Here is an 11,999-nt window from a genome sequence, read left to right as displayed (position 1 = left end):
CTGTCACCTATGTCCTGATACAGAAACGTCACCTATGTCTTGAGACATCACACGGTTAGTTACGACCATTCAGTCACGGTCAGTTAGCCACCAACAGTTAGTCACAGTCGCAGGGACTATTCGGTGACTCGATCAAACCGCTTGGGGACAGGGTGCTCCAGAGATCAGGGTAGCTCAGACCTACGCCACGGGCAGGGTGTAGCCGGCTTCGTCTTCTTCAAGATCTGCCGTGTAGCCCTGCCTCAGAGCCCACTTGCCACCCCAAAGGGTATACGTCCAGTAGAGGGCCAGAGCGATGGCACCGATGAGAATCTTGATGACCCAATGGAGGCCCGAGGGCGTGACGAAGCCTTCGATGGCACCGGCGACGGCAAGGACGAGAACAAGGCCGCCGGCGACGATGGCGGTGATGCGGCCCTCTTCCGCGAGCGCCTGGGAACGCGTCCGCTTCCCCGGCGAGATCAGCGCCCAAAACAAGCTCAGTCCCGCGCCACCCGCGATAAAGATCGCGGTCAGCTCGAGCATGCCGTGCGGGAGGATGAGCTTGAAGAACACGTCCAAACCATCGTGGGTGTACATGATGGCTGCGGAGCCGCCGATAGCGGCAGCGTTCTCGTAAATCACCATGACGGGCACGAAGCCCGTGATGCCTCCTGCGATGGCTTGGATGGCGATGCGGGCGTTGTTGGACCACACCTGCCCTGCAAAGTCTGCCGATGGGTATTCCGAGTAGTAGGAAGAGAACGCCTCGTCGGCATAGTGTTGGAGTTCCGCCTCGGAACCAATCTGTGCAAGCACCTGCGGATTCGTTGCGGTGTAGATCGCCGTTGACACGCAGATGACAAGGAACGCGATCATGACCCCCACGGTCCACCAGCGCACCCGGTAGAACGCGAGAGGTAGTGTCACGCGGAAGAAATGCGCAACCGTATCTCTCGTCATCATGCGGGAGGTGGTCATGCGGGCGCGTGCGGTCGAGAGTATCTGGGACACGCCCAGGACGAGATTGGGATCCGGGCTGTTTGTTCGGATCGTGGCCAAGTGCGTGGCGGTCCGTTGATAGAGCCGAATGAACTCATCCGATTCCGGTCCGGTCAGGGTGCGGCGCTTCGAGAGCTCACGCAGACGGTCCCATTCGGGGCGGTGTGCGAGAGCAAAGGCGTGAGCATCCATAGCCCCTAGTGTGGCACGGCTTCCACACGCACTGCATGCCCCGCGATTGGGGAGTCCTGACAACGCAACTTTCTTTCAACACTCGGTACTGTTGGAGCATGAAGGTTGAGGACACTGACGAGCGCTACCGGGAGGCGGGCCGCGCCAGTACAGTCGTGAGCCCAAACACCGACATCGTGACCGGTGAGGGCGTGGGACTCGTCCTGCCCACCGTCACTCTTGGCACCCGCGTTTTCTCCGCGTTCATTGACTACTCTCTGTACACCCTGATCGCCGGTGTCGCAGCCTACTACACGGTCCGGTTTTGGCAGCCCGACAACTTCGCACAGGTCATGACCGTTATTTCCGTTGCCGTGGTGGTCTGGGCTATCTTCATGCCCTTCATCGTCCAGTACGGCACCCGCGGCAGTTCCCTCGGCAGGCTCCTCACCCGGTCGCGAACCGTTCGTTACGACGGGGGTGCGATCGGGCTCAGGCACGCCCTGACAAGAGCGGTTGCGGGACTCTTCGACATTCACCTGACGATCGGCGTACTCGGGATCTTCAGCATCATGATGACCCCGCAGGGCCAGCGAACAGGAGATGCGCTCGCGGGAACCATCGTGGTGAGGTGGCCAAAGAAGTTCAAGGGACCCGAACCACACGAGGTCCATCCCTCACTCCAGGCGTGGGCACAAGTCGCGACCACGCAGACCATTCCCGGAAACCTCTCCATCGTTGCCCGTGACTTCCTGCGGTCTACGAAGCACATGACGGAGGAAACGCGAACTACCCGCGGGCGGCAACTCGCTGCGGAGCTCGAGCAGTACGTGGCTCCCCCGGCACCGCGCGGCACCCATCCCGAAGCCTTCATCTCCACCGTCCTCGCCATGAGGGAAGCGGTTGATTACCGGTTGGAAAGCAAGGCCATGGAGCGCCAATTCGCAACCGAGGGCAAGCTCGCAACCCTGCCCTACAGCATCCACTAGAACGTCAACGACTACCCTGATCAGTCAGTAGGACGCAATCGCAACACCTTTGGCCCCGATCTTTCTTTAACCCCCGTTAACCCTGCTTTTCCCACCTCCGCAAAGAAGTGGACCACCCACGAATGGATGGTCCACATGCTTAACGCCGTTTATTACTAGTTAGCGGCGACTTCCTCGGCTTCGGTGGGAAGCAGGATCGGAACGCCGTTCTCGATGCGGTACTTCCAGGCCGGCGCGGAGGTCGAAATGTAGTAGTCGCCCTCTCGCTTCAGCGGGGTTCCAGTCTTTGGGCACCTCAGTGCCTCTTCAAACCAATCACTCATTGTTTCCTCCCGGGTTGGGTACGATCCGCAGGGTCGGGCCGACCTGGCCGGGAACATCCGACTGGCGGCGTACTTCTCGCTTCGCTGGCTTGGGTTCGGGTGCTCTCCGCTTGCTCGCTTCCTTGATGGCGTTCGCAAGTGCCATGAGGTCGTTATCCGAGGGCGGTGCCGGCTCGTACTCGGTGACGAGGCGAACCATTGACCATCCTCTTGGCACGGTCACGGACTGAGCATGCTCTTCACAAAGATCCAGTGCTCCCTTTTGTGCGACGGGAGAAAGTGGGCCAACAACGGCGGTTGCCTCACCATAGTCGTACGTCATGGTGACGACCGCACGTTCTGTACACCGTGTCCTTGAGCATTGCCTTACCACAGCTACTAACGGTAGCACGGGCTGTAGGCTAGGAGGGTGAGCACCCATCCGTACGAACGTTTTCCCCGACCCAGCAGGGTCCGCCGCCGCGACCGCCACGGCAGGGGCCTACGCGGCCCCATCATGCCTCCCACGACACCCGCGTGGCGCACCCGTGCGGAACGGTTCGACGACATTGTTTCAATGGAAGTCTCCATGTATCGCCGTCATCTCGGCCCCGAGGTTGATCGACTCGACTACGGCGTTCTCGATGTTCCCGAATCCGATCCGACCCCGTGGGAGGACGGCGTACCGCAAGCCCGTTTCTTCCCCATGGACAAGGCAACCGGTGTCGAAGGTCGCATTGTGTTCTACCGAAGGCCCATGGAGCACCTGGCCCCCACGAAGGGAGCACTCTCCCTTCTCGTTCACGCCGTTGTTACCCAGCAGCTCGCGAACTTCCTGGGTCGCATGCCGGAGGACATCGACTACCACAATCACTGATCTATCGATCTGAGGCGTAGAACAGGATCAGGCAAGAACCGAGCGAATACTAAAAACTAAGAAGTGGATACGAGTGAGGCCCGGCCAGTTTTCTGGCCGGGCCTCCTCTTGCTCCAAACGTCTGCCTGAATTCCTTGTTGTGGCACACGACTTGTTGTAACACCGCGCCGAGGACGGGTCCTTCTCTGCCCTACGCACGCAATTCGGACGAAGCGGACTGCGCGGGCTCAGTGAGTTCCCGTGATTGCGCTAATTGTTGACCTGGAGCGTGAGATCCGCTGAACCTGCGGGGGCCGGCGTGAGGCTCTGGCCCGCGATTCCCACGATGCTGTTCAGATCCGCCGTGGATAGGATGCCGACGTGCACCTCGCCCTCGGACTCGATGACAGCATGGGAGGCATCCTCCGGCGCGGTGATCTGCGCAAGTGGGGAAACACTGACGGTGGTGGAATCCACCACGTCTCCCCTGCGGCCATAGAACGTCACGGTGGCAGTTGTGTCTTCCTCAGAGAAGAGCGTGAGGTGAGATTCCGATTCCGGAATCGTCACGGCTCCCTCGGAGAGGGGTTCGGTCGAGGACAGCCATGCGTAGTCGCCGGAAGCATCGACTCGAGCCGCTGCAAGCACGGGCGAGTCCGAGTCGACAACGAGAGCCGACCAGTCACCCGGTAGCCCGTCCATCGACAGATCCAGAACCGTGCCGGGTGCCAGGGTGACGTCCTGGGAACCCGGGACCTGTTCCTCGCCCTCGGAGGTGATGGAGGAGATGGAGAAGGTGGCGGACTCAGTGTTCGGATTTGCCACGCGCAAGGTCACCGTGTCCTCGCCAGCAAGGTTGGCACCCGGTATGACGACATGGTCGGAGGGAGCAGCGCCCGGGGTGACTGCCTCGATGCCGGCACCGGTGATGCCATCGACCTCGTGGGTCAGCAGGTGCGCCGCGATGTCGCCACCGGTCGACGTCACCTCAATGGTGAGCCTCGGGTCACGCACACCGGCCTCAACAAGAAGGGTCTCGCTCGAGTACGCGTCGACCGTCGTACTCGACAAAATGTTGGGTCCCGCGGTACCTGTCGAGGTGTGGACCGTGACGCTGACAGTGGCGGGGCTCCCCGACACGTTCGTGAGCACGAGCTGAGCCGACGACGAGGCAGACGTCGATCCACCCACAAGGTACTGGGCGTTGGTGGGTGCGATGCAGGGGGTGATGGCCATGCCGGCCAACTCACCCGTTTCCTGGAGGCGTTGGGAGGCACCGGAGGCAAGCGCAGGTTCGTCACCCGGTTCCACTCGGAGCTCACCCGCGTACGAGCCGCCCTCGAAGAAGGTGCGGATCTCGCCCTCTCCCTCCTCGATCGTGTTGTCCAGAAGTGTGGCCTCACCACCGGAGACGACGGCGATTCGGGTGCGGAGCAGGGTGTCGGAATCCTCGCCACCAATTCCTGCCGTCATCTCGCCCATCGTCTTCTCGAAGTCGGGAGGGCAGGCGAGGGACACGGCACGGGCGGTTCCCTCCACGGTTGAGGGCGCGGGGTGCTCGACGTCGGCCTCGGGTCCGAGCACGGCAAGGGTGACGCCGGAGGCGCCAACCGCGAGCGCGAGCACGCCGGTCGCTAGACGAGTCTTGTTCATCGTGCCCTCCAGGGGAGGCTGATCGTGATGTTTCCAATGATGAGCAGGCTACGAAGCAGGATCACCCAGAAGTTAGCGAACCCGCCCTCGTGGGAGATGTGGACCTCGCCGGCCTCGGTGACATCCCAGGCCGCTCGCCAGGGATCGTCAACCTTCTCAAGTTCCGCGCCGTTCTGGGTCGCAACCCAGCGGGGGTCGTCCCGCTCCGCGAGGTAAAGGGTGCCCGGTTCGGCGTCGACTGTTGCCTCGAGAACTCCCGAGGGAAGCACCGTGTCGTTCTGGGTGACTCGGCCCGTTGGCACGTCCACGCGCCAGAAGGTTCCCACATCGGAGGTGGTGACCCGGGTGATTGAGTCGGTTGCGTCCAGGGTTGCCGCGATGTCGTCCGAGTTCTCCACGCTGGTCGGAATGAGGATCACGGTGATCGCGTGCTCAGCTACGAGATCAGCGAAGTCGTCCTCGCCGAGGCGAGTCATAATCTGCCCGAGAGCTTCCCCGTCGGTTGACGTGTGGGACTGGGTTGTAAGCTGCTGACCATCGCCACGCCACAGGTCGATGACGATGCCGTCCTTGTCCGGCACGATGACAAGGGTCCTGCCCTTCTCCGGATCAATGGAACTCTTCTGAGCCAGTGCAGGAGTGGAAGACTGGGGTGCGTCGGTCACGACGTGCTCGTCCGAGCCTGTGTGGATTCCGGTGAGCCAGGCACCGCCCGCCACGATCGGCATGCCGATCACGCCGAGGGCACTGACGCCCACGACGAGGTGCTTGACCGACAGGGAGGACTGCGAGAGGTCGGTGCGGATGCCCTGGGCACCGCCGGCCACAGCGATGACCAATCCCAGCCACAGAAGTGTCAGCTCGGGACCGGGCCACGCAAGGGCCGTTTCGAAGGTCCTGTGGTCGACTCCAACGGTCTGGGTGAGCGACACCGCGACGAGCAGGCCACCAAGACCCGCGAGAACCCAGCCCGTACGCACCGTGCCGGAGCGGCGCGAACGGAGCAGGCTGACGAGCGCCGCGAAGACGACGATGCTGGTGGCGATGAGGACGATGAGGCGTGCGCCAATGCCCTCTGGCCATCCGGCCACGAGGAGCTCCCGCTCCCCCGCCTGCCACGAGTAGGTGACGCCGGGAAGCCAGAGAAGGGACTCAGGAAGTTCCTTAAACAGGAACCAGAGTGCGGGACCCGCAAGAGAGATTCCAGGAACCGCCACCCACAGCCACGGAGCCCTGCGCTGGACGACAGCGAGGACCACGGACAGGACCGCAACGACCAGAAGCACGCCGGGGTATGCGGCGCCAAGGACCAGCACCCACCACGCGGCGGAGCCGAGATGGGAGGAGCGGGGTTCACGGGCGTAGCGAACAATCGCGGCCACGGCGAGCGGGAGCGCGATGTGGAAGAGAACGGCGCCGGCCTGGCCCGCAGAAAGAGAGGACAGGAGCGGCGGGGAGGCCGCCCACATGAGGCCAAGGACGAGGCGGACCGTCGGTGAGGTCACGACCATGCCGCTTGCACGGAAGGCCGCCACGCCGGCCAGGAGCGGGGCGAGAAGGAAGAAGAGGAACACGACCTCGGTCAGGGCTCCACCGAACCAGCCGGCCACGTACACGAACGGGATCGCGAGGACCCAGATGGGCTCGAGGTATCCGGGGGCACCATCCCCCTCCGGCATCCACGACGCCGTGGCGAGCCGGAGCAGGTCGCGTGCGCTCGAATCGTCCGGGGCGAGCCCGCCGCCGGTCAGCCCGAAGGCCGACATGTTCGGGAGGAACGCAACAACACCGAAGACAGCTGTGATGAGCATGAGGAGGAACGCGGCTGAGCGCGTCCTCATGCGGTAGTCGGCGGCTTCCTTCCGCTTGTGGGCGGGCGGCAGCTCGCGCAGGCGTTCCGCCTCGCGCTGTGCCTTCCGAATGTCCTTACGTCCGTCAACAACGTCGCGATGAGTTGCCTCGAGGGCGCGGTAGGACTTGGTGGTTGTCGCCTTTTTCAGCCGCTTGCGTGCCTCAAAGAGAGCACCTGTACGGCGCAGGAACTGTGCACCTCCGCGCAGTTCACCGCGGGCCCGAATCGTGTCCTTAACGAGCAGCCTTGCCAGACCGCGAACGGGAGCGAGGATGAGGTACCAGAGGTAGAGGAAGGGAGCAAGCAGCATCGGGGCGCGCTGCACAGCTGTATAGATCTGAGCGCCGCGTCGCTTACCGAACGACACGGGGGTGTCAGCAAAAGACTCTCGCGCGTGACGAATGACGGCGGTCGTGACGACCACGACCCTGTGTCCAGCGGCGCGGAGCCTGCGCGACAGCTCCAGACCATCGCCAAAGGGACCCAGAACCGGATCGAACCCGCCGGCCTCGACGAGCGCGGAGGTGCGCAGGAGCATGCCGGCGGTACCCACGGCCAAGACATCGTCTCGCGAATCGAACTGTCCCTGATCCTTTTCACCGGGATCGAGTTCGGGCACGCGCCGACCAGAACGCGTTGCCCTAATGCCCACCTCGAGAAGTTCTGTGGGATCATCCCAGCCCAGCTGCTTAGGGCCGAGTGCGGCAACCACGCGGGAGGCTTCGCCGGTGCGGTGCAGTTCCGCAAGGCAGGTGACATCCGGAGCGGAGTCGGCGTGGAGCAACCACACCCACGTGCTCTCCGGGGCCTCGCCGAGACCTTGTGCGTACGCGGCACCCGTCGCGTCTGCGGTGGAGCGAATGATGGTGGTGGCGATGCCACGGCCCTCGAGGGCCGACATGTCCGCGTCACCATCATCGAGAAGAACAAGATTGAGTCGGTCGGGAGTGACGGATCCGTCCGCCACTGCCTGCAGAGTGTCAGGCAAGTATTCCGACGTTGAACGGCCGACGACAATCGCGAGGATGCCGCCGGCCGCGTGGTTAGTGGTCACGGATACTTACCGCTCTCCCGCGGCCCGCCTGCGCTGGCGTGACGCCCGTCGTCGGTCATTATCGGACATGCCTCCCCAAATACCGTGTCGAATGTCGTTCGCGAGAGCGTACTCAAGGCACTCCCCACGGACTTCACAATTCTGGCACACGCTGGTGGCGGGGGCGGTTGAGCCGCCCTTCTCCGGGAAGAAAATATCGGGGTCGGTCTCGGCGCACAGTGCGCGATCCAGCCAGCCCAGCTCTCCCTCGTCGTATCCGAGGCCCCAGAGGCTATGGAACAGAGAGTTACTAGCTGACGGGAGGTGCGATATTGTCGCACCTCTGGTTTCTTGACGCTCTTCAGGCGCCTGGTTGCCGGTCAGATTCCACATCCGATCGATCCCCCTTACTAATTCGGTCACTGAGTAAATTACAACCGTGTAAGACGCATTAGTCAAGGTGAAAAGGATAAGTTAACCCAAGAAATCTGAACCTTGCTTGAAAGACACGCCGGAAAAGTCCCGTATCAGTTGGATTCTCTTCACACTACTCATTGGCGTGTTGCTCTCCGGCGTGTCAGAGTGGAGGGGTGAATGACACAACTTCCACTTCGCTTCGCCAGTTCATCGTCGATCTCACCGCTGACCTGTCACCCGACCTTAGGGCCGCTAGCAGGGATGTTGGCACGATCGATACGAAAAGCAGCTTCCATGATGTCGTAACCGAACACGACAAGGCAACCGAGCAGAAGATCCGCACCGCCATCTTCGCCGCCTATCCGGAGTCCGTGCTTCTTGGCGAGGAGGGCGGCTGGGCAAGCCCCTCCGGCGAGGTGACGGAGCCGTCCCCCACCGACCTCGTGTGGATCGTTGATCCGATCGACGGCACCTCAAACTTTGCTTCCGGATGGGACCACTGGTGCATCTCCATCTCCGCGACCCGGGGCGCCGAGCACGTTGCCTCCGCGATCTGTCAGCCGCTCACCGGCAGGGTGTGGTCCGCAGACGAGAATGGCGCATTTCTCGACGAACCGGAACAGGACACGAGAGTCCTCAAGCTCGGCAACGACGCGGTTCCCGCCGATGGTCTGTGTGCAACGGAGTTCCCGAGCGTTCACAAGGAGGGCCGACCTGGCGATCTCAATCGCTGGCAGGAGGCAAGCAAGCATTTCCGCTCCATGAGGCGCAGCGGCTCCACGGCCCTCGACCTCTGCTATGTGGCCGACGGTCGGGCTGTTGCATCGTTTTCCCATGGCGTTAACGCCTGGGACGTTGCCGCGGGCATCCACATCATCCGTCAGGCAGGGGGCTTCTACGAAGGCTATCGGGATGGCACGGAGGTTACTCCCGCCTGGGACGGTCCCGTGTACGTCGCAGGTCCGTCCGAAAAGTGCATGGAGGTTGGACGAAAGGCTCTGGCCCTGTGACCGCTCTCGGAGTCTACAAGTCACTCACTTCCCGCGGCCCAATGCCCGCCCTCACGCTGTACGGGAGTCCCGCGGGCGCGCCACGGCTCGAACTGTCCGGCAAGGTCGTCGCCAACCATGCCGCAAAGGCCGCGAACTATCTTGCCGATGACCTTATGATCGACCAGGGCTCGCTTCTGCGACTTGATCTGCCCGTCCACTGGCGTTTGCTGACCTGGGGCTTGGGCGGGTTCCTTGCAGGAGCTCACGTGAGTTTCGAAGAAGGCGACACCACCATTACTGCCACCCCTGAAGAAGCTACCGGTGACGAGATCATTGCCGTCTCCCTCGGGGCGCTCGATCTGTCATGGCGAGGCGAGCTTCCAGCGAGAGTAACGGACGGCAATGCCGAGGTTCTTTCCCAAGCGGACATCCTCCTCGATGAGTACAATCACGCAGAATCCAACGCGGACGCATTCACGACCAGCATCGACGTGCAGGACCCTCGCATTCTTCTCGTCAACCCAGATCCCGACACGCTACTCCGCACATTCATGAGCGCAATGCAGTCCGGCCAAACCCTCGTCGTAGCCGATAACTCAACAGAGGCCCAGGCCGCTGCAACAGAGGGTTCCACACGCATCAACTAACAGCTACGTCTTGTCCCGCCCCCGCTCTTCGTAGCAGAACGGGACTCAACCGGTCCGCATCAATGCTCTTCAAGAGCCTTGCCGATTCCCTGCATCAAAGAACTGGGCGAGAGTTAATGGTGTTCGCTCCACGGCTCTCGACACGACTTGAGTGGAACATTTCTCTCGTTTGAGCCAATTCATGGTGGACTGAATCGCGGTACGTCTTAGGCAGGCCACGCACGAGGGCTATGTAATTGTTCGTGCGAATCCCATGCGAAGCTTGACGTTACTCGGAGCTTTCTTTATCGAACCATTTGAAGCATTTGAGCATTGACATGGGTCGCTGATGATCTAATCTTGTAAGGAAACGCAATGGAGCCTTCATCACGTTTCCTATTTAGATATGTCATGCGCAAATCATCCTTCGTAAGTTAAAGGCTAGAAATTATGAATTTACCCCCTTTAGTGAATAGCAGTCATGGGATTTCAAGAACAATTACCGTAGCGCTCGTCTTCATTGTTTTAGCTTTGTCTTTCAGTGCCATTTCGCCAAATGCGATGGCAGACGAGGCTCCTGCCCCAGTCAGCGATGACTTCCAAACAACTCCCGAACCACCAAGTGATAGCAAATATGGCGACTACCTCGTCTATGAGGGAGGAGAAGTTATCCTCGAAATCGGCGGTGACCGATTGGGGATTCAGCCATTGAGCACCACGGCTCACTACAGAGGCTCAAGTTACGTCTCGACAACACACCCGCACGATGATCACCTACGTTACTTCGGGCGAGCATATGCCGCAGGGAATATTTACCAGGGGCAGAGGGTAGTTTCTGCCGGTTTCAAGTATTCCAGAGATTCTGGATTCGATTCTGGTTGGAAAGAATCTCACGCTCGGGTTGGATCCAACTGCCAGTGGACTCCAGGACCATTAGTTAAATACGACGTCTTCGACTCGCTTCTTCCTGGTGCTAGCAATACAACAAAGTTCAACTATCGTTTTGGCCTCGTACCATCAACTCTCTGCTAATCAGTGATCAAAATCTGCAATTCAATGCATGAAACACTTCTATCGAGGATGGACCTCTGGTGATAAGACTTCGCTCCCTTATCGTCGCTACTTGTACGGGATGCATTGGATTCATACTTTTAGCACTTATTCTGCAGTTGTACTCTTCGGTCGACCGGGGTGGGATTAACCGATTGGGGAATCCTGCTCCGGCGATCGAAGTCATAGCATTAGCGGAGTCACCGATTCCGACATCAGCAGTGTCGAATCTCTTGGCTGAGAACCAGCTATCGCTCGCATATCAGAGGTCTAACTATTCCCATATTGTGACCATCGTTGACCCTGGCGGCCACTTTTCTCTTGTGACGGACATTCTTGAGTCCCACGGAGTATCAGGTGGAGATGCGTCTTGGATTGGCGTGAGCGAGTCCGTGTCCAAAGACCCTCAGGTGGTAGCACGTGCTCTGCTGGGCGATTCTGCGGTACAAGTGTTGAGTGTAACCGGAGACTTGAACCTGCTGAACTCTCCTGTTGACGTGATTCTTTCCCCCGATATACAGCCACTCACGGAGGGGCACTACATCTTTGTTGGCGACTATTTCTCCACTGCCGGCAATATTGATGAATTCATGGGGCTTCTCCCATTCTTCGGCTTAGAGGTCGTCCACATGACCAGTTGGCCTGGGGAATTCTCGTTCATCGAGGCACTGTCCTCAGCCGCGACAAGCCTCTTTGGAATGGTCATCTTTGTGCTGATTGTTTCCGCACTCTTCGCTCTTATCTTGGCATTGTTCGCGCTGGCACGAGAGCATCGGCCTCAACTGGTGGCAATGGCGATTTGCGGGGCAAATCGCCAGATACTCATGCGATCAATATTTCTTCTCCTGCTGCGTCCAATCGCGGCGGGACTGGCGGCTTTCCTCGTCTTGTCATTGATCTTGAGTCTCTATCTCGATGCCATGTCATCGACTCCCCTTCTTGCCCAGGTCATGCTGTGCCTTGGGGCGGGGCTCGGAGGCGGGCTCGTTTGTCTCCTGTCTACCTCGGTCATCTCACGCCGTTTGGTGAAGGGGCTAAGCCGTGAACTCCCTATTTAGACGGCTGGCGAGCGATATT

Annotated in this window: 11 protein-coding genes; 5 read left to right on the top strand and 6 right to left on the bottom strand. The window is 60.5% G+C overall.

All coding sequences use genetic code 11. From position 1 onward, the window contains the following. Window positions 1-180 precede the first annotated feature (180 nt). Window positions 181-1,173 carry a stage II sporulation protein M gene (locus QMB98_RS04945; RefSeq protein ID WP_371684567.1) on the bottom strand — a complete coding sequence of 331 codons (993 nt, stop codon included), beginning with the start codon at window positions 1,171-1,173 and terminating at the stop codon, window positions 181-183. A gap of 98 nt (window positions 1,174-1,271) precedes the next feature. On the opposite strand from QMB98_RS04945, the gene QMB98_RS04940 reads away from it, so the two are divergent. Continuing rightward, window positions 1,272-2,141: an RDD family protein gene (locus QMB98_RS04940; protein ID WP_371684566.1), complete on the top strand. Its 870-nt coding sequence runs from the start codon at window positions 1,272-1,274 to the stop codon at window positions 2,139-2,141. 155 nt (window positions 2,142-2,296) lie between these two features. Here the strand turns inward: QMB98_RS04940 and QMB98_RS04935 are convergent, their stop codons facing one another. Continuing rightward, the gene (locus QMB98_RS04935) at window positions 2,297-2,464 is read right to left on the bottom strand and encodes a Trm112 family protein (RefSeq protein ID WP_371684565.1); all 168 of its coding nucleotides are present in this window, start codon (window positions 2,462-2,464) and stop codon (window positions 2,297-2,299) included. Further along, complete coding sequence (locus tag QMB98_RS04930; protein WP_371684564.1) at window positions 2,457-2,885, bottom strand: DUF3499 domain-containing protein; 429 nt, start codon at window positions 2,883-2,885, stop codon at window positions 2,457-2,459. The genes QMB98_RS04935 and QMB98_RS04930 overlap by 8 nt, the downstream gene beginning before the upstream one ends. Here QMB98_RS04930 and QMB98_RS04925 point away from each other — a divergent pair. Next, on the top strand, window positions 2,874-3,320 hold the full coding sequence (locus tag QMB98_RS04925) for a metallopeptidase family protein (RefSeq protein ID WP_371684563.1): 447 nt from the start codon (window positions 2,874-2,876) through the stop codon (window positions 3,318-3,320). The genes QMB98_RS04930 and QMB98_RS04925 overlap by 12 nt on opposite strands. A gap of 249 nt (window positions 3,321-3,569) precedes the next feature. Here the strand turns inward: QMB98_RS04925 and QMB98_RS04920 are convergent, their stop codons facing one another. Genes QMB98_RS04920 through QMB98_RS04910 form a run of 3 tightly spaced genes read right to left on the bottom strand, consistent with a single transcriptional unit; the run spans window position 3,570 to window position 8,140 of the window. After that, window positions 3,570-4,952: a DUF5719 family protein gene (locus QMB98_RS04920; protein ID WP_371684562.1), complete on the bottom strand. Its 1,383-nt coding sequence runs from the start codon at window positions 4,950-4,952 to the stop codon at window positions 3,570-3,572. Then, window positions 4,949-7,858, bottom strand: coding sequence for a glycosyltransferase family 2 protein (locus tag QMB98_RS04915; RefSeq protein ID WP_371684561.1), 2,910 nt, complete (start codon window positions 7,856-7,858; stop codon window positions 4,949-4,951). The genes QMB98_RS04920 and QMB98_RS04915 overlap by 4 nt, the downstream gene beginning before the upstream one ends. A 6-nt stretch (window positions 7,859-7,864) precedes the next feature. Then, complete coding sequence (locus tag QMB98_RS04910) at window positions 7,865-8,140, bottom strand: WhiB family transcriptional regulator (RefSeq protein WP_371684568.1); 276 nt, start codon at window positions 8,138-8,140, stop codon at window positions 7,865-7,867. Between the two features lie 287 nt (window positions 8,141-8,427). Between QMB98_RS04910 and QMB98_RS04905 the strand changes: the two genes are divergently transcribed. The 3 genes from QMB98_RS04905 to QMB98_RS04895 all read left to right on the top strand — a co-directional run bounded on the left by QMB98_RS04905 (window position 8,428) and on the right by QMB98_RS04895 (window position 11,980). After that, on the top strand, window positions 8,428-9,264 hold the full coding sequence (locus QMB98_RS04905) for an inositol monophosphatase (RefSeq protein ID WP_371684560.1): 837 nt from the start codon (window positions 8,428-8,430) through the stop codon (window positions 9,262-9,264). Beyond that, entirely contained in the window at window positions 9,261-9,893 is a 633-nt protein-coding gene (locus QMB98_RS04900; RefSeq protein ID WP_371684559.1) for a TIGR03089 family protein, read from the top strand. Before QMB98_RS04905 ends, QMB98_RS04900 begins: the two co-directional genes overlap by 4 nt. A gap of 1,316 nt (window positions 9,894-11,209) precedes the next feature. Further along, window positions 11,210-11,980 carry a hypothetical protein gene (locus QMB98_RS04895; protein WP_371684558.1) on the top strand — a complete coding sequence of 257 codons (771 nt, stop codon included), beginning with the start codon at window positions 11,210-11,212 and terminating at the stop codon, window positions 11,978-11,980. Window positions 11,981-11,999: the final 19 nt, after the last annotated feature.

The organism is Flaviflexus sp. (genome assembly GCF_041440645.1).
Taxonomy (GTDB): Bacteria; Actinomycetota; Actinomycetes; order Actinomycetales; family Actinomycetaceae; genus Flaviflexus.
This window is presented reverse-complemented; position numbering and strand designations above follow the sequence as displayed.

What these genes read in the sequence shown, in the direction of transcription:
- QMB98_RS04945 (WP_371684567.1), bottom strand. Translation starts at nt 1,173, where the DNA reads ATGGATGCTCACGCCTTTGCTCTCGCACACCGCCCCGAATGGGACCGT.
- QMB98_RS04940 (WP_371684566.1), top strand. Translation starts at nt 1,272, where the DNA reads ATGAAGGTTGAGGACACTGACGAGCGCTACCGGGAGGCGGGCCGCGCC.
- QMB98_RS04935 (WP_371684565.1), bottom strand. Translation starts at nt 2,464, where the DNA reads ATGAGTGATTGGTTTGAAGAGGCACTGAGGTGCCCAAAGACTGGAACC.
- QMB98_RS04930 (WP_371684564.1), bottom strand. Translation starts at nt 2,885, where the DNA reads ATGGGTGCTCACCCTCCTAGCCTACAGCCCGTGCTACCGTTAGTAGCT.
- QMB98_RS04920 (WP_371684562.1), bottom strand. Translation starts at nt 4,952, where the DNA reads ATGAACAAGACTCGTCTAGCGACCGGCGTGCTCGCGCTCGCGGTTGGC.